Here is a 21,017-nt window from a genome sequence, read left to right on the forward strand (position 1 = left end):
GTTCGGCTCCGCGCACGTCGATGCTAGGACAACGCTTTCCCGCCGCACAACCACCCTGCCCCTTGATCCTCGGCGGCGGACCTGATCGACTCTTCGGATGGATGGGCACATGGACCCGGAAGAGTTCCGCCGCGCCGGGTACGCCGTGGTGGACTGGATCGCCGACTACTGGACCACGCTCGGCGAGCGGCCGGTCACCTCGCAGGACCCGCCCGGGACGGTCGCCGCCGCGCTTCCGACGGCCCCGCCCACCTACGGCGAGCCGGTCGATGCCGTCCTGGCCGACCTGGACTCGCTGATCGCGCCCCGGCTCACCCACTGGCAGCACCCCGGATGGTTCGGGTACTTCCCGGCCAACACCAGCGGCCCGAGCGTCCTCGGTGACCTGGTCAGCTCCGGGCTGGGCGTGCAGGGGATGCTCTGGGCCACCGGGCCGGCCTGCACCGAACTGGAGACGGTGATGCTGGACTGGCTGGCCGGGCTGCTGGACCTGCCGGAGAAGTTCCGCTCCACCGGGCGCGGCGGCGGGGTGATCCAGGACTCCGCGTCGTCGGCGACCCTGGTCGCCACCCTGGTCGCGCTGCACCGGGCCGGCGGGGGCCGGTGGCGGCAGGCCGGCGTGGACCGCCGCTACCGTGCGTACACCTCCACGCAGGGGCACTCCTCGATCGACAAGGCGGCCCGGATCGCCGGACTGGGCTCCGACGGCGTCCGGCCGGTCGAGGTGGACCCGGCGACCCAGGCGATGCGGCCCGAGGCGCTGCGCGCGGCGATCGAGGCGGACCGGGCCGCCGGCGTCGTGCCGGCCATCGTGGTCGCCACCATCGGGACGACCTCCACCACCGCCATCGACCCGCTGCCGGAGATCGGCGCGATCTGCGCCGAGTACGGCGTCTGGCTGCACGTCGACGCGGCGTACGCGGGCGCCGCAGCGGTCTGCCCGGAGCTGCGCTGGACGCACGCCGGCCTGGCGCACGCCGACTCGTACTGCTTCGACCCGCACAAGTGGCTGCTCACCGGCTTCGACTGTGACGCGTTCTGGGTGGCCGACTCGGGCGAGCTGATCGAGGCGCTGACGGTGCTGCCCGAGTACCTGCGCAACGCCGCGACCGAGTCCGGCGCGGTGATCGACTACCGGGACTGGCAGGTGCCGCTGGGCCGCCGGTTCCGTGCCCTCAAGCTCTGGTTCGTGCTGCGCTGGTACGGCGTCGAGGGGCTGCGCGCGCACATCCGCTCCGGCGTGGCCCTCGCCGACCGGTTCGCCGACCGGGTGGCCGCGGACGCGCGCTTCGAACTGGTCGCGCCGCACCCGTTCTCGCTGGTCTGCTTCCGACTGCGGGCCGGGGACGAGGCGAGCGCCGAACTGCTCGCCCGGGTCAACGCCACCGGGCGGGTGCACCTGACGCACACCCGGGTGGAGGGCCGGTACACGCTGCGCCTCGCGATCGGCTCACCGCAGACCCGGCAGGAACACACCGACGAGGCGTGGGACCTGCTGGCGTCGGCCGCGACGGAGATCCTCGCCTGCTGAGCCGCCCGCCGCGGGCCGGGCCGCCCGCCGCCCCGCCTGCCGCGGGCCGGGGCATGCTGGGCATGCATGAAGATCGCGCTCGGTCCGGGACGTGGTGGCATCGACCGCCGACCGAGACCACTGCATCCCGGATCGAGCGCGATCTTGCCGTAGCCGGTCGCCGCGGGCCCGTCCCCGGCGTACCCGGACAGGGTCAACGCTCGACGGCGGCCAACCGGGCCTCGACATCGACCGGTGCGTGCGCCGTGCCGGCGGCCCCGGCCTGGCCGCAAGCGTCCGCCGGGACCGCAACGCCCGCCGGATCCGCCGCCGGCACGCCCGAGCCACCCGGCACCGCCCCGTCCCCCCGGACGGAAGTTCCGGCCGGGGCGGGGGTGGCTGTGGCGAGGGCGGCGGTGACCCGGGCGTGGCGGGTGCGCCGCAGCGCCCGCACCGACAGCGCCAGGGCGACCACCCAGCCGACGACGAGCAGCGCGTAGACCACCGGGGTCAGCGACCCACCGGCGTCGCCGGCGCGCAGCAGGGTGCGGGCGTTGGTCAGCACGATCACGCCGCCGATGGTGGCGCCGAGCAGCTGCGCGGGGACGATCCGGACCAGCCAGGCGGCGATCGGCGCGGCGATCAGGCCGCCGACCAGCAGCGCGGCGACGGTGGGCAGCAGGAAGCCCTCACTGCCCAGGCCGATCAGGAAGCCGACGCTGGCCGCGCCGGCCACCATGAACTCGGCGGTGTCGACCGAGCCGATCACCTTGCGCGGTTCGAGGCGGCTGGAGACCAGCAGCGCGGGTGTGGCCACCGGCCCCCAGCCTCCGCCGCCGGTGGCGTCGACGAAGCCGGCGACCAGGCCGAGCGGGCCGAGGAACCGGCCGCGCAGCCGCCCGGCGGCCGAGCGGGGGCGCAGCGGCCGGGAGAAGCGGACCAGCAGGTACGCGCCGAGGCTGAACAGGATGGCGGCCATCCAGGGTGCGGCGGACTCGGTGGAGAGGGCGCTGAGGAAGGTGGCTCCGGCGAAGGCCCCCAGCGCGCCCGGGACGGCGATCCGGGCCACCACCCGCCAGTCGACGTTGCCGAAGCGCCAGTGGGCCACGCCTGCGGCGAGGGTGGTGCCGATCTCGGCCAGGTGCACCGAGGCGGAGGCGGCGGCCGGGGCGACCCCGGCGAAGAGCAGCAGGGTCGACGAGGTCAACCCGTACGCCATGCCGAGCGCGCCGTCGACGAGCTGGGCGGCCAGCCCGACGAGGGCGAGGACCAGAAGCTTGCGCACGGGCGCCCTCCGAACTTTTCGGCATCTCCTATCGACTTGGTAGACAATGCGGTAGGACGGCGGCGAGGGTCAAGTCCCGTGTCGGAGGATGAGACACCGGCCGACCGGCCGGGTCAGCTCCAGGCGCGCGGGTCGGCGGCCAGTTGGTTGATCCGCCCGGGCAACGTCCCGGCGGCCACGTCGGCGATGCTGACCTGCTCCAGGATCTCCCGCTCGCTGGCCCGCAGGGCGATCCAGACGTCCTGCAGGGCCCGGGCGGCACCGTGGTAGCCGAGTTCCTCGGGGCGCTGCCCGCGTACGTGCGCCAGCGGCCCGTCGATGACCCGGATCACCTCGGCCAGCGAGATCTCCGCCCCCGGCCGGGCCAGCCAGTAGCCGCCCTCGGGGCCACGCTGGGCGTGCACGATGCCGCCCCGGCGCAACTGGAGCAGGATGCTCTCCAGGAACTTCGGCGGGATCTCCTGGGCGCGGGCGATCTGCTCGGCGGTGACCGGTCGGGTCCGCCCGACGTTCGCGCCGTCGGCCACCGAGGCGAGCTCGGCGACCGCACGGAGGGCGTAGTCGACCCGGGCGGAGAGACGCATGACCGCAAGGTTAGTCGGCTGGTCAGCCGCCCGGCCCGTCGCCCCTCACCCGTTCGATCACTCGCCGACGCGGCGCAGCAGGCCCTCCTGCACGGCGCTGGCGATGTGCCGGCCGTCGGTGGTGAACATCCGGCCGGTGGCGAGCCCGCGCGCGCCGGAGGCCGACGGGCTCCAGCAGTCGTAGAGGAACCACTCGTCGGCCCGGAACGGCCGGTGGAACCAGAGCGCGTGGTCGAGGCTCGCGCCGACCACGCCGCCGGGGCCCCAGACCTCGCCGTGTACCGAGAGCACCGAGTCCAGCAGGGTCAGGTCGGAGGCGTACGTGAGGGCACAGGCGTGCAGCAGCGGATCGTCCGGCAGCTTGCCGTCGAGGCGCATCCAGACCCGCTGGTGCGGCTCGGCGGGGCGGTCGCCGGGGCGTACCCAGCCGGGCTCGCCGACGTAGCGGACGTCGATCGGGCGCGGGATCTGGCCCCAGACGCCCAGCCGCTCGGGGTAGCGGGCGAGCCGGTCGGACATGGTGGGGACCTCGTCCGGCATCGGCACGTCGGCGGGTGTCGGGGCGTGGTGGTCCAACCCTTCCTCCTGCCGCTGGAACGACGCCGACATGAAGAAGATCGGCTTGTCGTGCTGCAGCGCCACCGAGCGGCGTACCGAGAAGGACCGCCCGTCGCGGACGTTCTCCACCTGGTACTCGATCGGCTCGGTGGGGTCGCCGGGGCGGACGAAGTAGCCGTGCAACGAGTGGACGAACCGCTCGGGACCCACGGTGCGCCCGGCGGCGACCAGAGCCTGGCCGGCGACCTGACCGCCGTACACCCGCTGCGGACCGACCGGAGGGCTCATCCCCCGGAAGGTCATCTCGCCGGTGCTGTCGAGGTCGAGGACCTCCAGCAGCTGGTCGACCGCGGCCTGGCCGGTCGCCGCCGGGCGCTCACTCACTGTGATATCTCCGTTCGCGACTGCGGGGCTCGCAAACCCGGCTCACTCCTCACACTCACTGAAGCGCCCGGGCGGAGGCGGCGTCGACCAGCGAGCCGAGCTGGTGCACGCGCAAGGTGTTCGTGGAGCCGGGGGTGCCGGGCGGACTGCCCGCCACGATCACCACGTAGTCGCCGGGGTTGGCCCGGTTGAGGCCGAGCAGCGCCTGGTCGACCTGGCGGAACATGTCGTCGGTGTGCTCGACGAACGGCATCAGGAACGTCTCCACGCCCCAGCAGAGGGCGAGCTGGTTGCGCACCTCGGGCACCGGGGTGAAGGCCAGCAGCGGCAGGTCGCAGTGCAGTCGGGAGAGCCGCTTGACGGTGTCGCCGGTCTGCGAGAAGGCGACCAGCGCCTTGGCGCCGATGGCCCGGGCGATCGAGGAGGCGGCGACGGTGAGTGCGCCGCCGTGGGTACGCGGGTCGTGCTGGAGCCGGGGCACGCCGATCGAGCCGGCCTCGGTGGTGGTGACGATCTTGGCCATGGTGCTGACCGTCAGCACCGGGTACTTGCCGACGCTGGTCTCGCCGGAGAGCATCACCGCGTCCGCGCCGTCGAGCACCGCGTTGGCCACGTCGGAGGCCTCCGCACGGGTCGGGCGGGAGTTCTCGATCATGGAGTCGAGCATCTGGGTGGCCACGATGACCGGCTTGGCGTTCTCCCGGCACAGCTGCACGGCGCGCTTCTGCACCAGCGGCACCTGGTCCAGCGGAAGCTCCACGCCCAGGTCGCCCCGGGCGACCATCACGCCGTCGAAGGCGAGCACGATCGCCTCCAGGTGCTCCACCGCCTCCGGCTTCTCCACCTTGGCCAGCACCGGGCGGTGCACGCCCTCCTCGGCCATGATCGCGTGGACGAGCTTGATGTCCTCCGCCGAGCGGACGAAGGAGAGCGCGATCATGTCCACGCCGAGCCCGAGGGCGAAGCGCAGGTCGTCGGCGTCCTTCTCAGACAGTGCCGGGACGCTGACCGCCACGTTGGGCAGCGAGACGCCCTTGTTGTTGGAGACCGGCCCGCCCTCGGTGACCAGGCACCGGATGTCGTTGCCGGTGACGTCGCTGACCTCGACGGCGACCCGGCCGTCGTCGATCAGCAGCCGGTCACCCGGCTTCACCTCCTGCGGCAGCTTGCGGTACGTGCAGGAGACCCGGTCCCTGGTGCCGAGAATGTCGTCACCGGTGATCACCACGGAGTCGCCGGTGCGCCACTCGTGCGGGCCGTCGGCGAACCGGCCGAGACGGATCTTCGGGCCCTGCAGGTCGGCCAGGACGGCGACGGGACGGCCGGCCGCGTCGGCCGCCTCACGCACCAGCCGGCACACCGCCTCGTGATCTTCGTGGCTGCCGTGGCTGAAATTGAGCCGTGCCACGTTCATGCCCGCCTCGACGAGCCCTCGGATCCGTTCCGGTGACGATGTGGCAGGGCCAAGAGTGCAGACGATCTTCGCGCGGCGTGTCACGCCCATCAGGCTAGTCTCTCCTCCGGATCGACCGACGGGCCGACCCCTTGCGGACTGCGGAACAATTGCCCCACGACGCGCGACCGGGGCGCGGGGGCCGGCGGGACGCGGGGCCGCACCGGGGGGCGTCGGGAGTGGCGGGCATCGACGACCGCGCGCCGGGAATCGTACCGCCCGGGCGCATCCGCCGCCGGAGGTGCTCCCGGCGTCCACCGGGCCGCGCCCGCCGCGCGCCGCCGGTCACCGCCGGCAGCGTGGGTACGGCGCCACCGTCGCCTCGGCTCAGCGCTGCGTCCTGGCCAGCGGGAACTCCATCGAGCCGGCCGGGCAGAGGAAGGTCAGCACGTCCACCTGGTAGAGCCCGGCCTGCACCGCCGGGTCGGCCTCCATCACGCTGCGCACGTCGTCGACCGACCCGGTGCGGGCCAGCCCGATGCCGATCGGGGGCGCCGGTTCCCGGGCCGGGCCGTCGATCGAGCCGGCGACCAGCACCAGGCCGCGCCGCTGCAACGCCTGCATGTGCTCGATGTGCTCGGCCTGCAACCGCTGCACGGTCTCCGTGGGCAGGGCCGAGCCGGCCGGACCCGGGTAGAGCACGATGCACTCGAACGTGTCAAGCGCGAAGTCCAGCTGCGGCGTACCCGTCATGGCGTCCCCTCCCGCGCTGCCGGCGCCCCGCACCTCGCCGGCCCCCGACTCGGGCCCAGCGTCGCACGGCCGGGGCGCCGGCAGCGGACGCTTGCCGCCAACTGCCCTCGCCGGTGCCCGGTTGCCGACCGGCTGGGCCGTTCGTCCGCGCGGTTCACCAGCCTGTCACCGAGTCCGAAGGCACGCCGGGCGGGGCCGATCCGGCGGCGTCCGCGCCACTCGGTGTCGGCGCGGTCGCCCCGGTGCGGCTGGCCGCCGCGCGGCACGTCGTGGCGACGCCTGCCGAGCAGGTGTCCCCGGCCACATCTCGCCCGGAGGAGTTGAAGGCGGCGATGTGCGGGAAAGCCGGTAGGTCGGTGGCTACATTGGCCGCTGACGACGACGCACAGGAGGATCGCCGATGGCGACCAGCGCCAGCACCGCGCCCGCGAAGGCCTCGGGCACCTACCGCATCGGCGGGGACGTCCAGGTGGACCGCCTGGGCTACGGGGCCATGCAGATCACCGGTCCGGGGGTCTGGGGCGACCCGAAGGACCCGGCCGAGGCGGTGCGGGTGCTGCGCCGGGCGTACGAGCTCGGGGTCACCTTCATCGACACCGCCGACTCGTACGGCCCGTTCGTCTCGGAGCTGCTGATCAAGGAGGCGCTGCATCCGTACGCCGACGACCTGGTCATCGCGACCAAGGCCGGCCTGACCCGTTCCGGGCCGGGCGACTGGCGACCGGTGGGCCGCCCGGAGTACCTGCGCCAGCAGTGCGAGCTGAGCCTGCGCCACCTGGGCATGGAGGCCATTCCGCTCTACCAGCTGCACCGGATCGACGAGAAGGTGCCGCTGGCCGACCAGCTCGGCGAGCTGGCCCTGCTCAAGCAGGAGGGCAAGATCCGGCACATCGGCCTGTCGGAGGTGACCGTGGAGCAGATCGAGGCGGCCCGGGAGATCACCCCGATCGTGTCGGTGCAGAACCTCTACAACCTGGCCGACCGCAGCGCCGAGGACGTCGTCGAGTACTGCGAGCGCGACGACCTGGCCTTCATCCCGTGGTTCCCGATCGCCACCGGCAACCTGGCCCGGCCGGGCGGCCCGCTGGACGCGATCTCCACCGAGCACGGCGCGACGCCCGCGCAGCTCGCGCTGGCCTGGCTGTTGCGCCGGTCGCCGGTCATGCTCCCCATCCCGGGTACGTCGTCGGTGGCGCACCTGGAGGAGAACGTGGCCGCCGCCGAGGTCGACCTCACCGACGCCGAGTACGAGGCCCTCGCCCAGGCCGCCTGACCCACCCTTCCCTCCCCCCGCTGTACGGCTCTGCGGGCTGATCATGAAGTTGACGGCGATCGGACGGATCCGCATCGCCGTCAACTTCATGATCGTCGGGCAGGGGTGGGAGGGGCGGGCTAGAAGGCGAAGCAGTTGGGCCAGATGGGGCGGTCGGTGAGGACCTGACGGACGACCGTGTAGGTGGTGCCGTCGAGGACCAGGCCGAGGTGGCCGACGACCCGCAGCGGGCACCAGCCCTGGATCAGCACGTTGGTGGCGCCGTCGGCGAGGGAGGCGTTGCCGACCGGCCGGACCAGCTCGTCCTGCCAGGTGCGCACGGTCGTCCAGCGCACCGCGCCGGGGGTGTCGTCGCCGCTGTTGAGGGTGGCGAGGAAGTCCGAGCCGATCGACATCTGCTGGCAGGCGACGATGCCGGCGCAACTGCCCAGCCCGACGAAGTTGACGATGTTCGCGACGTAGGTGCCCTGCTGCGGGCTGCCCAGGCTGACGTACCGGCCGACGGCGTCGGCGCCGCCGAGGAACTTGACGTACCAGCGGGAGACGAGGCCGCCCTCGGAGTGGGCGACGATGTCCACCTTGGCCGCTCCGGTGTTGGCGCGGACCTGGTCGACGTAGTTCTTGAACGCCTTGGCGGACTCCCGGATGTCGCCGAAACCCAGGCTCGGGAGCTGGTAGATGGAGACCCGGAAGCCGTCGGCGCGCAGCCGGGCGGCGATCGGCTCGTACGCGATGGAGACGCCGATCAGGCCCCCGACGACGATGACCGGGTTGGCGTTGGCGGCGACGTTGAACGTCTCGTCGGCGGCGGATGCCGGCGCGCTCCCGTCAGGGGCGGGCACCGGCGCGGTGGCGCTGGTCCGGGTGGCGGTGGACCGGTCGGGGGCCGCCTGGACGGCGGTCGCGGGGACGAGGAGCACGGCGAGGGCGGCGGTGGCCGCGAAAATCGTACGGAGCAGCATGGCTGCACCTCCGGTGGGAGGTTCCCGGGAACCGGGGACGGGTGGGTGGGGGATCCGATCGATCGTGGGGACGATGATGCGTGCCTGATTTCACATTCGTCAATGAAAAGTTACGCGCTGGTAACGTGAAGTCGCTCCAGGAGCACAAACCGGCTTATCGGACGCCGACCGGTCAGCGACCACGCGACGGGAGTCGGAAGGCGACACCGTCGACTGCGCGACGCGACGCTCCGCACCGACCACACCCATCGATACGGTCGCGACACACCCCGTCACCGGACGAGGGCCGGCAGGCACAAGACCTCCAGCTCGGCGCGCAGGAACTGCTGGACACGATCGACGGTCAGCTGAAGCTGATCTCGGGACCGGCCGCCCCCACCGGCCTGCCGACCGACCCTGAGGGCCGATACCAGCAGATGCGCAACGACACGGCCGGCGTCCTCAAGTACGCCACGACGGTCCTGGCCAGCCGGACCGGCTGACCGGTCGTCCCGTCAGTTCCCCAGGGCCCGGACCTTCGAGATCGTCTCCTGGACGTGCTGCCGGGCCGGCTCGCCGCCCTGCGCGGCCTGCTCCAACGCCTGCCGGTAGGAGTCGATCACGCCGATCAGCTGGCCGGCGGCCACGCCCTCCAGCGCGCCGGCCACCAGCGCCCGCGCCTCGGCGGCCTCCTGCGCGGCGGCGGCCGTCTTCGCCTTCGCCTCGTCCAGCTTCTGCGCCGCTGCTGCCAGCCTCGCGATGATCTGCGCCGCGCTCACGCGCCCTCCCCCGGATCGCCCCACCATCGGCCCTGCCACCGCACCGGCAGCGACCACAGGGGAGCCTACGAGATCCGCACCCACCGCGACCAGGCCACGACACCAGCCGTCGACGGCGGCTCAGCGCAGGGCGCGCACCACGAGCAGGCTGGCGCAGTAGGCGATGGGGACCAGGGCGACGCAGATGACGAAGCCGAGCGGGACGAAGCGCGGCGGGTCCACGGTGGCCAGGGCGGGACGGCCCCACCGCCCGAGGATGAACCAGCCAGCGGCGAACGACAGCACCGGCAGCCCGGCGCAGATCCACGCGCCCAGGGTGAAGCCGCTGACCAGCCCGACCCCTGACGCCACCACCAGCACCAGCATGAGCAGCACCCCGGCGGCGGCGCAGGCGATGTAGACGGCTACCGCCCGGGCCGCCGGCGACCAGGTGGGCAGCAGCTCCGGCCGCTGGGCGAGCGCCTCGACGTACCGGGTGTGCTGTTCGGCCTCGTCGACCAGCCGGCGGGTCTCCTCCAGCGCCACCGCCGGGTCCCCGGCGGCGTCCACCGGGCCAGGTGTCGCCGACGGGGCCGCGCCGGCCGGCGCGGTGACGGCCGGAGCGGGAACGCCGATCGCCTGGCCCAACTGCTCCAGCCGCTGCTCCTGCACCATCAGCCGCTGGCCCAGCTGGTCGACCCCGGCGTGCAGCCGGCGGCGGCGTTCCGCCTCGGCGGCCGCCCCCCGCTCCCCGTCGCGGACCTGGGCGGAGAGCTGGCGGACGGCGGCGGCGTACTCGTCGAAGGTGGACACTCAGCGCTCCTCGTCCTCGGGCCGGTGCCCCGGGCGGACGAACGGCACGATCAGCGCGGTCCGCTGGGCGTGCCGGTCGACCAGCAGCGCCCGGTCGGGCCGGGGGGTGTACGCGAGGTCGGTGACGCCGAGGTGCAGGCCGAGGTCGGCGGCGGGCACGTTCAGCGCGACCAGGCAGGCCACGTCGTCGCGGTTCTGCGAGCCACCGAGGTCGTCACCGAGCCGGCGCAGCCCGCGCCACCAGCCGAGCAGGTGGGTGCCCTGCCCGGGCCCCTGGCGCAGCAGCGTACGCAGGTCGTCGTGACCGGAGCGGAAGGTGCCCGGGTCGCTGCGGCCGAGGGCGCCGGCCGCCGCGTCGGTGCCGAAGACCACCAGGTACGTGCGCCGCTCGCCCGGGCCGGCGGCCAGTTCCCCGATCCGCTGCCGCAGCCCCGCCGCGTTGAGGACGGTGACCGGGTGCCCGGCCGCCTTGATCCCGGCGGCGGTGTCGTCGGCCAGCTCGTCGGCGGCCTCCACCAGTGGGGCGAGGACGAACTCCGCCTCGCCCGGCGGGTGCTGGCGGGCCACGCCGAGCGTGGCGGCGCGCAGCACGTGCGCGCCGGTGACCGAGGTGCCGACCACCGCCAGGTGCCGGCCGGGGGTGGCGTCCAGGGCGAACTGGGCGGGGCTGCCGTCCACGTCGACGGTCCGACCGACCAGGACCGTGGGTCGTCGGCCGCCGGGGCGCAGGGCGGCGCCGGCCGGGTCGCCCTCCAGGTGCGCCGGCTCGTACCCCCGGAAGACGGTCGGCGGGCGGGCGCCCTCCGGCGCGGCGTCCCACAGCTCGTAGCGCAGCCGGGCGACCTGCCGGGCGTCGGCGTGCGCGTCCGGGAAACGGACCAGCAGGTCCGCGCCGGGCGCACCGGCGGCCGTGTTCACCACGGCGGTGCCGAGCGTGGTGGCGGCGGTGCCGCCGGCGGCGCGGGGGCCGAGCACGGCGTCGCCGCCGGGCAGCGCCACCCGCAGGGCGAACTGCCCGAAGAGCGTGTCGGCGCGGCCGTAGAGGGCCTCGACACCGGTGGTGCTCTGGCTGGCCAGCACCAGGTGCACGCCGTAGGAGCGGCCCTTGCGGGCCAACTCCTCCAGCAGGTCGACGGCTTCGCGGGCCAGCCGGTCGTTGCCGGCGAGCAGCACGTGGAACTCGTCGATCACCGCCACCACGCGGGGCGTCGCCGCGTCGGCCGGCAGGTCGGCGAGCTTGGTGACGCCGTGCCGTTTGAGCAGCCCGGCCCGGCGGCCCAGCTCGCGGCGCAGCTCGCGCAGGACGGCGAGGCCGTACTCGCGGTCGGACTCGACGCCGACTGCCCGGGCGTGCGGCAGGAAGGAGGGGTCGCGTTCGGTGGGCACGAACTCGGTGAAGCTGACGCCCTCCTTGAAGTCGAGCAGCCAGAGTTGCAGCTCGGCCGGGGAGTACCGGGCGGCGAGCGAGTAGAGGACGTCGACCAGGAAGACGGTCTTGCCCGCGCCGGTGCGCCCGCCGATCAGCCAGTGCGGGGTGGCGTCGTCGAAGGCCAGCGTCGCCGGCTCCCGCCCGGCCCGGCCGACCACGGTGCGCAGCCCGGCCCGCGCGGACTCCGTCCAGCGCCGCTCGGGGAGCAGGTCCTCGACGTGCAGCGCCGCGTCGCGCCGCACGGCCGCGTCCAGCCGGGCGGCCAGCGAGCGTACGGCCTGCGCGGGCGGGTCGCCGTCGAGCAGCACCGGTACGGCCAGCCCGGTGCCGTCGTCGCCGAACGGGTGCCCGGGCGGGTCGCCGACCCAGGCGTACCGCTCGTCGAGCCGCAGCGCCGTGGTGGCGCCCAGCGGCGGCGGGGCCTGTCCGGGTGACACGCCCGGGTACCCGGCGAGCAGCACGCACACCGCGGCGGCCGGCCCGGCGTGGGTGAACGCGGCGAGCCGGGCCAGCTCGCGCGGGCCGGGCGCGGAGGCGGCCACCACCAGCAGCAGCTCGTGGTCGTCCCGACCGGACTGCTGGGCGGCGCGGGCATGCGCCTCGGCCCCGTCGAGCAGCGCGCCGATCTCCGCCTCGGTGGTGGCCGTCGCGTCGAGCACCCCGGCGTCGCGCAGCGGGCGCAGCGGCAGGAAGGTGGCGCCGAGCGCAGCCGGGTCGATGCCGACCACCCGGACCGCGCCGGGCGCGGCGGTGGCGAGCAGCCGCAGCACCAGCACCCGCAGCAGCACCGCCACCCGGGGGTCGCGGGCGTCGGCGTTGACGGCGAGGTGGTGTCCGGCGCCCAACGGCAGCAGCAGCGGGAACCGGCCGTCGGCGGTGGACGCCTCACCGATCCGCACGGGCGCCGGCGCGCCGGCCGGGCGGGTGGCCTCCGCGCCGGGCGCGGTCAGCCCGGTGGCGAGGCGGCCCAGCCGGGCGACGAGGTCGACGGTGCGCTCCGGCACGGGTTGCCCGGTCAGTCGGTCGAGCAGCGCCCGGGCGCGGGCCCAGTGTTCCCGGGCCTGCCGGTGGACCGCGACCGCCTGCCCGTACGTCGACGCGAGCCTGCCCACCGTCTGCTCCCCCACGACGTCCGTCCGGTCGTGGGGAACCCTAACGGAGCCCGGCTCCCGGCGCACCAGCCGCAGCTCAGACCGGGCGGCACCCGGTGTCCGGCCCACCGCTGGGCACGGCTCGGCGCAGCAGCCGGAACAGCACCTGCACCGCCGTACCGAGGCCGGAGTCGCCGCCGACCTGCGGCTCTTCGGTGGTACGCCGCCCCGCCGGTCCCGCAGCCGCCACCAGGGTGGCCCGGCCGGTGTCGACGCCGACGGCGAGGCTCTGCTGCATCAGCCAGTCGGCCAGCGGGTAGTGCCGGGAACCGCAGCCGGGCGGCGCCGAACGCCTCCAGGGAGAGTTGGCGGTGCAGTTCGCGCAGCACCGCCGGGACGTCGTCGGTCTCCGGTCGGGCGGTGAGGTCGAGCACGGCGTGCGGCACCCGCCGCCCCGCGCCCCGGCCGACGACGCGGCGCAGCAGCGCGCCCAGTTCGCCGGTGGCGGGACGGACCAGCCACAGCAGCGGCATCCGGCGGTCGCCCCGGCGGGGGCGGCGCAGCAGCCGGACCAGCAGGTGGAGCAGTTCGGGACCTCCGGTCGGGAGCCGGTCCCGGGCGGTCGGGGGTCGCTGCCGCCTCGTGGAATCCCGCTTCGCGCACCTCCGGCGGGGACGGACCAGGAACGTCCATCGTCGGAGGTGGATGAAGCCGGCGGCGGCCGGCGGTCCGGGTGGACCGTCGGCCGCCGCCGCGACGCCTCAGCGCAGCGCGGCGTTCAGGGCCGGCAGGTAGCCGTACCGGTAGCCGTCGGCGTCCGGGTGGTACGCCTCGATGACCCCGGAGACGTCCCGGATCCACGGGTCGGCGGCGCAGACCCCGTGGCCGGCGAAGGTGGGGCGGGTGTCGGCGAAGGTGGCGCCCGCCGCGCCGGCCCGGGCGGCGGTGACGGTGGCGAGCAGGTCGGCGGCCTCGTTGAGGATGGTCCGCTTGTAGGTGCTCATCGCCAGCCAGCCGCACCAGTTCGTCTCGAACAGTCGCGGGTAGCCGAGCACGACCAGTCGGGCGTTCGGGGCGCGGTCGCGGATGGCGGCGTAGGTGCGGTCGAGGCGGCCGGGCAGCGTGGCGGTGGCGAACGCCTTCGCCTCGTTGACCGCGTTGGTGCAGGTGCTGGTGCTGCCGAAGCGGCAACTGGTGATGACGTCGGCGAAGCCGGCGTCGTTGCCGCCGATGGTGATGGTGACCAGCGTGGTGCTGGTGCTCAGCGCGGAGACCTGCTTGTCGAGCACGTCGGAGGTGACCGCGCCGCCGCAGGCGACGAACTTGAAGCTGGTGACCGCGTTGGCGGCGGCCCAGAGCGGGGCGTACGACTTCTGGCTGCGCAGGCAGCCGGAGAGGTCGTACGGGCCGGCGCCGACCCCGGAGGAGTAGGAGTCGCCGAGGGCGACGTAGTTGACGGTCGCCGCCTGGGCGGTGCCGGGGACGAGCACGACACCGAGGACGGTGGCGAGCAGGGCGGCCAGCGCGGTGACGGCGCGGGCCAGGGCGCGGTGGGGCATCGGACCTCCACGGAGCAGGGGTGGTGGGAGCCTCGTGACCGCGCGCGTGGCCAAGGGGTTGTTACTGGTCGGTAATGCTATCGAAACATTCCCATAAAGTGAACAGCCGTCTCAGGTTGGACGCGCGAACACCCGACGGAGGGAGTCCACCTCGTACGACGTGTCTTCGCGGCGGCCACCGCCGCCCCGCCGCAGCCGTCCCCGTGATCGCGCTCGATCCGGGAAACAGTGGCATCCCGGCGCAGGGAAGCCACTACGGCCGTGTTCGAGGGCGATCATCACGCCGCGAGCGCCCGGCACGGGGCGGTCGCGGAACGGCGGACGGCCCGGCCCCGGCGGTGTCCACCCGGGCCGGGCCGTCGGCGACCGTCGTCAGCGCGCGGCGAGCGGCTGCCGGCCCGGGTCCACCGGGGCCGGCAGCTCGCCGACCCCGCCCAGGTAGGTGTGGATGGCCGAGGCAGCGGCCCGCCCCTCGGCGATCGCCCAGACGATCAGCGACGCGCCCCGGTGCATGTCCCCGGCGACGAAGACGCCGTCGGCGTCGGTCTGCCAGTCCGGGCGGGCGTCCACCGCGCCACGGGCGTTGCGGGCCACCCCGAACTGGGTCAGCAGCGGCTGTTCCTCGGTGCCCTCGAAGCCGATCGCCAGCAGCACCAGGTCGGCGGGGAGCACCCGCTCGGAGCCGGGCAGCGCGGTGACGATCCGCCGGCCGTCCCGCTTCTCCACGGTGACCTCGGCGATCCGCACCCCGTCGACCTGGCCGGTGCCGTCGTCGACGAACTCCTGCACCGCCACGGCGAAGACCCGCTCGCCGCCCTCCTCGTGCGCCGGGTAGTTGCGCAGCACCCACGGCCAGGTCGGCCACGGGTCGCGCTCGGCGTCCCGGGCCTCCGGCGGCTCCGGGTAGAGGTCGAGCTGGTGCACGCCCGCCGCGCCCTGCCGGTGGGCCACGCCCAGGCAGTCCGCCGCGGTGTCGCCACCGCCGATGATCACGACGTGCTTGCCGGCCGCGTCGATCGGCGTGCCGTCGGGGAGCACGGCCGGCGCCGGCCTGCCCCCGCCGGCCGCGGTGACGCCCTGCTGGCCGGTGGCCGCTGCGGCGACCACCCGGTTGGCGGCCACCAGATGGTCCATCGCCTGGTGCACGCCGCGCAGCGCCCGCCCCGGCGTCTCCGGGGTGTCCCGGCCCTGCAACGCGCCGCAGGCCAGCAGCACCGCGTCGTGCTCGGCGCGCAACTGCTCGGCGGTCACGTCGACGCCGACGTTCACGCCGGTGCGGAACCGGACGCCCTCGGCGGCGAGCTGGGCCAGTCGCTGGTCGACGTGCCGCTTCTCCAGCTTGAAGTCGGGGATGCCGTACCGGAGCAGGCCACCGATCGCGTCGTCGCGCTCGTACACCATCACGGTGTGGCCGGCGCGGGCGAGCTGCTGCGCGGCGGCGAGACCGGCGGGCCCGGAGCCGACCACGGCGACGGACCGGCCGGTCGGCGCCGGCACCGGCCGGGGCCGCAGCCCGCCGCGCGCCGCCGCGTCGGCGATCTCCACCTCGACCTGCTTGATGGTGACCGGCTGCTGGCCGCCGAGGCCGAGGACGCAGGCCGCCTCGCACGGGGCCGGACAGAGCCGGCCGGTGAACTCCGGGAAGTTGTTGGTGGCGTGCAGCGACTCCACCGCGGCGTCCCAGTTGCCGGTGCGGACCAGGTCGTTCCAGTCCGGGATACGGTTGCCCAGCGGGCAGCCGTCGTGGCAGAACGGGATGCCGCAGTCCATGCACCGGGTGGCCTGCTCGCGGATCAGCTCCTCCCCGGCGGGCGGGTACACCTCACGCCAGTCGGTGATCCGCACCGGCACCGGGCGGCGGGCCGGCAGCCGCCGGTTGTAGCGCAGGAAACCGTTCGGGTCAGGCACGAGCCACCTCCTGGACCGCCACCCGCGAGGCGGGCGACACCGGCGCGGTCAGCGCAGACATGACCGCGTCGTCGACGTCACGGCCGGCGGCTTCGGCGGCCTTCATGATCTCCATCACCCGGCGGTAGTCGCGCGGGACCACTGCGGTGAACTCCTCGACCGCTTCCGGCCAGCGCTTGAGCAGCTCCGCGCCGATGGGCGAGTCGGTCTCCGCCACATGCCGCCGGACGAGGTCGTGCAGCAGCTCGCGCTCGGAGTCGCGCAGCGGCGTCAGGTCGACCAGCTCGGCGTTGACCCGGTCGAGGTCCAGCTGCCACACGTACGCGGTGCCGCCGGACATGCCGGCGGCGAAGTTGCGCCCGGTCGCGCCGAGCACCACCACGGTGCCGCCGGTCATGTACTCGCAGCCGTGGTCGCCCACGCCCTCGACGACCGCCACCGCGCCGGAGTTGCGCACCGCGAAGCGCTCCCCCACCCGGCCACGCAGGAACAGCTCCCCGGCGGTGGCCCCGTACAGGATGGTGTTGCCGGCGATGATCTGGTCCTCGGCCCGCTGCCCGGCGGCGGCCTCGGGGGCGCAGAACGGCGCGGCGGCGTCCGGACGCACGACGATCCGCCCGCCGGAGAGTCCCTTGCCGACATAGTCGTTGGCGTCACCGTGCAGCCGCAGGGTGACCCCGCGCGGCAGGAACGCGCCGAAGGACTGCCCGGCGGTGCCGCGCAGCGCGAACTCGATGGTGTCGTCGGGCAGGCCGGCGCCGCCGAAGCGGCGGGTGACCTCGCCGCCGAGCATCGCGCCGACGCTGCGGTGCTCGTTGCGCACCGCCACCTCGACCCGCACCGGGCTGCCGTCGCGCAGCGCCGGCTGGGCGAGCGCGATCAGCTCGTTGTCCAGGGCGAGCTCCAGGCCGTGGTCCTGGGCCCGGATGCCGCGCCGGGCGGCGTCCGCCGGCAGCTCCGGCAGGTGCAGTACGCGCCCCAGGTCCAGCCCGTGGGCCTTCCAGTGGTCGATCGCCGGGGTGACGTCGAGCAGCTCGCTGTGCCCGATCGCCTCGTCGATGGTGCGGAAGCCCAGCTCGGCGAGGTACTCGCGGACCTCCTCGGCCAGGAAGAGGAAGAAGTTCTCCACGAACTCCGGCTTGCCGGTGAACCGCTCGCGCAGCACCGGGTTCTGGGTGGCGATGCCGACCGGACAGGTGTCCAGGTGGCAGACCCGCATCATCACGCAGCCCTCGACGATCAGCGGGGCGGTGGCGAAGCCGAACTCCTCGGCGCCGAGGAGCATCGCGATCAGCACGTCGCGGCCGGTCTTGAGCTGGCCGTCGACCTGCACCGTGACCCGGTCGCGGAGCTTGTTGAGCAGCAGGGTCTGCTGCGCCTCGGCCAGGCCCAGCTCCCACGGGGTGCCGGCGTGCTTGAGGGAGTTCAGTGGGGACGCGCCGGTGCCGCCGTCGTGCCCGGAGATCAGGATGACGTCGGCCTTGAGCTTGGCGACGCCGGCCGCGACGGTGCCCACGCCGGTCTCGCTGACCAGCTTGACGTGCACCCGGGCGGCCGGGTTGACGCACTTCAGGTCGTGCACGAGCTGGGCGAGGTCCTCGATGGAGTAGATGTCGTGGTGCGGCGGCGGGGAGATCAGGCCGACGCCCGGGGTGGCGTGCCGAGTCCGGGCGATCCACGGCCAGACCTTGTTGCCGGGCAGCTGGCCACCCTCGCCGGGCTTCGCGCCCTGGGCCATCTTGATCTGGAGGTCGTCGGCGTTGACCAGGTATTCGCTGGTCACGCCGAAGCGGCCGCTGGCGATCTGCTTGACCGACGAGCGGCGGGCCGGGTCGTGCAGCCGCTCGACGTCCTCGCCGCCCTCCCCGGTGTTGGACTTGCCGCCGAGGCGGTTCATCGCGACGGCGAGGGTCTCGTGCGCCTCGGCCGAGATCGACCCGTACGACATGGCGCCGGTGGCGAACCGCTTGACGATCTCGCTGGCCGGTTCGACCTCGTCCAGCGGCACCGCCGGGCGTACCCCGGTGCGCAGGGTGAACAGCCCGCGCAGCGAGCCACCCTGCGCGGCCAGCTCGTCGACCTTGGCGGTGTACTGCCGGAAGACGTCGTACTGGCGGCTGCGGGTGGCGTGCTGGAGCAGGAAGACCGTCTCCGGGTTGAACAGGTGCAGCTCACCCTCGCGGCGCCACTGGTACTCGCCGCCGACCTCCAGCCGGTCGGAGGTTCTCGCGCCCGGGGCGGGCCAGGCCAGGGCGTGCCGGGCGGCCACCTCGGCGTGGATCTCGTTGAGCCCGATGCCGCCGATGCTGCTCGGGGTGCCCCGGAAGTACCGCTCGACCAGGCGGGTGTCCAGGCCGACGGCCTCGAAGACCTGCGCGCCGCAGTACGACGACACCGTCGAGATGCCCATCTTGGACATGATCTTCAGGACGCCCTTGCCGAGCGCCTTGACATAGTTCCGGACGGCCCTTGCCGCCATCTCCGACGGCGGCTCGTCGGGCTTGTTCGGCGACACTCCGGTCAACGCACCGGTGGAGATCATGTCCTCCACCGACTCGAAGGCCAGGTACGGGTTCACCGCCGCCGCGCCGTACCCGATGAGCACGGCCGCGTGGTGCACCTCGCGGCAGTCGCCGGACTCGACGATCAGCGCCACCTGGGTACGGGTCTGCTCCCGGACCAGGTGCTGGTGCACCGCGGCGGTGAGCAGCAGCGACGGGATCGGGGCCAGGTCGGCGTTGGAGTCCCGGTCCGACAGGACCAGGATCCGCACCCCGTCCTCGATCGCCTCGGAAACGTGCCGGCAGATCTCGGTCAGCCGGGCCTTGATGCCGGCCCCGCCGTCGCGGACCCGGTACAGCCCGGAGACCCGTACGGCCTTGAAGCCGGGCAGGTCGCCGTCCTGGTCGATGTCGAGGATCTTGGCCAGCTCGTCGTTGTCGATCACCGGGTACGGCAGCACGATCTGCCGGCAGCTCGCCGGGCCCGGGTCGAGCAGGTTGCCCTCCGGCCCGATGGTGGACGCCAGGCTGGTCACCAGCTCCTCCCGGATGGCGTCCAGCGGCGGGTTGGTGACCTGGGCGAAGAGCTGGTGGAAGTAGTCGTAGAGCAGCCGGGGCCGGGTCGACAGCGGAGCGATCGGGGTGTCGGTGCCCATCGAGCCGATCGGCTCGGCGCCGCTGCGTGCCATCGGCCCGAGCAGGATCTTCAGCTCCTCCTCGGTGTAGCCGAAGGTCTGCTGGCGGCGGCGCACCGAGTCGTGGGTGTAGACCACGTGCTCGCGCGGTGGCAGGTCGTCCAGCTCGATGAGGCCGGCGTGCAGCCACTCGGCGTACGGCTGGGCGGCGGCCAGCTCGGCCTTGATCTCGTCGTCGGAGACGATCCGCCCGTTGACGGTGTCGACCAGGAACATCCGGCCCGGCTGGAGGCGCCCCTTGGCGACCACGGTGGCCGGGTCGAGGTCGAGCACGCCCGCCTCGCTGCCCAGCACGACCAGGCCGTCGGAGGTGTGCCACCAGCGGCCCGGACGCAGGCCGTTGCGGTCCAGCACCGCGCCGACGATCTCGCCGTCGGTGAAGGCGACCGACGCGGGGCCGTCCCACGGCTCCATCAGGCTGGCGTGGAAGCGGTAGAAGGCCCGCTTGTCGGCCCGCATGCCCGGGTCGTTCTCCCACGCCTCCGGGATCATCATCAGCACCGCGTGCGGCAGGCTCCGCCCGGCCAGGTGCAGCAGTTCGAGGACCTCGTCGAAGTTGGCCGAGTCGGAGGCGCCCGGGGTGCAGACCGGGAAGATGCGTCGGATGTTGCCGGGCAGGTGCCCGCCGGCGGCTGAAGAACCGCCGCTGAGCATCGACTCACGGGCCTGCATCCAGTTCCGGTTGCCACGGATCGTGTTGATCTCGCCGTTGTGCGCGATGAACCGGTACGGGTGCGCCAGCGGCCAGGACGGGAAGGTGTTGGTGGAGAAGCGGGAGTGCACCAGGGCGATGGCACTGGACACCCGCTCGTCGGTCAGCTCCGGGAAGTACGCCGGGAGCTGGTCCGGGGTGAGCATGCCCTTCCAGGTCATGGTCCGCGACGACAGCGACGGGAAGTACGCCGGCACGCCCCGCTCGGCGCTCTCCCGCTCGGCCTGCTTACGGACGCAGAACGCCACCCGGTCCAGGTCGAGGCCGGTCAGCGGGGAACCGGCCGGGCCGGCCGGGGTGTCGGTGAGCCGGTGCGCGGCGAGGAAGAGCTGACGGATCCGGGGCATCGCCGCCAGGGCGGTCTCGCCCAGCCCGCTCGGGTCGGTCGGCACGTCCCGCCAGCCGAGCACGTCGGCCCCCTCGACCAGGGCGTACTTCTCGACCACCCGGCGGGCGCGGGCCTCGCCGGCGTCGTCGTCGGGCAGGAAGACCAGGCCGGTGGCGTACTGGCCGGCCGGGGGCAGCGGGAAGTCCACCACGGCGCGCAGGAACGCGTCCGGCACCTGGATCATGATCCCCGCGCCGTCGCCGGTGTTCTGCTCCGCGCCCCGCGCGCCCCGATGGTCCAGGCGACAGAGCGCGCCGAGTCCGTTCGCCACCACCGCGTGGGAACGCCGACCGTGCAGGTCCGCGACGAACGCCACGCCGCACGCGTCGTGCTCGTTGGCCGGGTCGTAGAGACCGGCCGCGGACGGGGCCGACTGCGGGCTGAGAGGGTACGGAAAGGCCACCGGGCCTCCTGTCGTCACTCAGGTTGGATCATGGTCGGGACGACGTCGGCCCTCTGCGGTCTATTTAGTCTACGTTAGG

15 protein-coding genes are annotated in these 21,017 nt (G+C 74.0%); 2 read left to right on the forward strand and 13 right to left on the reverse strand.

Going from position 1 to position 21,017, the window contains the following annotated elements; genetic code table 11:
• Positions 1 to 109: 109 nt before the first annotated feature.
• Positions 110 to 1,531, forward strand: a complete 1,422-nt coding sequence (locus GA0070560_RS03090; protein ID WP_091291116.1) for a pyridoxal-dependent decarboxylase — start codon at positions 110 to 112, stop codon at positions 1,529 to 1,531.
• Between the two features lie 193 nt (positions 1,532 to 1,724).
• On the opposite strand, the gene GA0070560_RS03095 is transcribed toward GA0070560_RS03090, so the two are convergent.
• The 5 genes from GA0070560_RS03095 to GA0070560_RS03115 all read right to left on the reverse strand — a co-directional run bounded on the left by GA0070560_RS03095 (position 1,725) and on the right by GA0070560_RS03115 (position 6,467).
• The gene (locus GA0070560_RS03095) at positions 1,725 to 2,795 is read right to left on the reverse strand and encodes a sulfite exporter TauE/SafE family protein (protein ID WP_091291118.1); all 1,071 of its coding nucleotides are present in this window, start codon (positions 2,793 to 2,795) and stop codon (positions 1,725 to 1,727) included.
• A 113-nt stretch (positions 2,796 to 2,908) separates the two neighbouring features.
• Positions 2,909 to 3,379 carry an RrF2 family transcriptional regulator gene (locus GA0070560_RS03100; protein WP_091291120.1) on the reverse strand — a complete coding sequence of 157 codons (471 nt, stop codon included), beginning with the start codon at positions 3,377 to 3,379 and terminating at the stop codon, positions 2,909 to 2,911.
• Between the two features lie 57 nt (positions 3,380 to 3,436).
• Positions 3,437 to 4,321 carry an acyl-CoA thioesterase gene (locus GA0070560_RS03105; RefSeq protein WP_091291122.1) on the reverse strand — a complete coding sequence of 295 codons (885 nt, stop codon included), beginning with the start codon at positions 4,319 to 4,321 and terminating at the stop codon, positions 3,437 to 3,439.
• A gap of 55 nt (positions 4,322 to 4,376) precedes the next feature.
• Positions 4,377 to 5,825, reverse strand: coding sequence for a pyruvate kinase (gene pyk, locus GA0070560_RS03110; protein ID WP_091291123.1), 1,449 nt, complete (start codon positions 5,823 to 5,825; stop codon positions 4,377 to 4,379).
• A gap of 276 nt (positions 5,826 to 6,101) precedes the next feature.
• Entirely contained in the window at positions 6,102 to 6,467 is a 366-nt protein-coding gene (locus tag GA0070560_RS03115) for a YciI family protein (protein ID WP_091291125.1), read from the reverse strand.
• Positions 6,468 to 6,867: 400 nt separating this feature from the next.
• Between GA0070560_RS03115 and GA0070560_RS03120 the strand changes: the two genes are divergently transcribed.
• Positions 6,868 to 7,740, forward strand: coding sequence for an aldo/keto reductase (locus GA0070560_RS03120; RefSeq protein ID WP_091291127.1), 873 nt, complete (start codon positions 6,868 to 6,870; stop codon positions 7,738 to 7,740).
• A gap of 119 nt (positions 7,741 to 7,859) precedes the next feature.
• On the opposite strand, the gene GA0070560_RS03125 is transcribed toward GA0070560_RS03120, so the two are convergent.
• From GA0070560_RS03125 to gltB, 8 genes are all read right to left on the reverse strand, one after another.
• Positions 7,860 to 8,702: a lipase family alpha/beta hydrolase gene (locus GA0070560_RS03125; RefSeq protein ID WP_091291130.1), complete on the reverse strand. Its 843-nt coding sequence runs from the start codon at positions 8,700 to 8,702 to the stop codon at positions 7,860 to 7,862.
• Positions 8,703 to 9,196: 494 nt separating this feature from the next.
• The gene (locus GA0070560_RS03135) at positions 9,197 to 9,460 is read right to left on the reverse strand and encodes a DUF6244 family protein (protein WP_091291134.1); all 264 of its coding nucleotides are present in this window, start codon (positions 9,458 to 9,460) and stop codon (positions 9,197 to 9,199) included.
• A 120-nt stretch (positions 9,461 to 9,580) separates the two neighbouring features.
• Complete coding sequence (locus GA0070560_RS03140) at positions 9,581 to 10,252, reverse strand: hypothetical protein (RefSeq protein WP_091291137.1); 672 nt, start codon at positions 10,250 to 10,252, stop codon at positions 9,581 to 9,583.
• Positions 10,253 to 12,793, reverse strand: coding sequence for an FtsK/SpoIIIE domain-containing protein (locus GA0070560_RS03145; RefSeq protein WP_091291890.1), 2,541 nt, complete (start codon positions 12,791 to 12,793; stop codon positions 10,253 to 10,255).
• A 76-nt stretch (positions 12,794 to 12,869) separates the two neighbouring features.
• A complete protein-coding gene (locus GA0070560_RS29265; protein WP_245675332.1) occupies positions 12,870 to 13,070 on the reverse strand; it encodes a hypothetical protein in 201 nt (66 codons plus the stop codon).
• Between the two features lie 463 nt (positions 13,071 to 13,533).
• Positions 13,534 to 14,331, reverse strand: a complete 798-nt coding sequence (locus tag GA0070560_RS03155) for an SGNH/GDSL hydrolase family protein (RefSeq protein WP_091291139.1) — start codon at positions 14,329 to 14,331, stop codon at positions 13,534 to 13,536.
• 372 nt (positions 14,332 to 14,703) lie between these two features.
• The gene (locus GA0070560_RS03160; RefSeq protein WP_091291142.1) at positions 14,704 to 16,239 is read right to left on the reverse strand and encodes a glutamate synthase subunit beta; all 1,536 of its coding nucleotides are present in this window, start codon (positions 16,237 to 16,239) and stop codon (positions 14,704 to 14,706) included.
• A complete protein-coding gene (gene gltB, locus GA0070560_RS03165; RefSeq protein WP_091291144.1) occupies positions 16,232 to 20,938 on the reverse strand; it encodes a glutamate synthase large subunit in 4,707 nt (1,568 codons plus the stop codon). Before gltB ends, GA0070560_RS03160 begins: the two co-directional genes overlap by 8 nt.
• Positions 20,939 to 21,017 lie beyond the last annotated feature (79 nt).

The sequence above is a fragment of the Micromonospora halophytica genome (assembly GCF_900090245.1).
GTDB classification, from domain to species: domain Bacteria; phylum Actinomycetota; class Actinomycetes; order Mycobacteriales; family Micromonosporaceae; genus Micromonospora; species Micromonospora halophytica.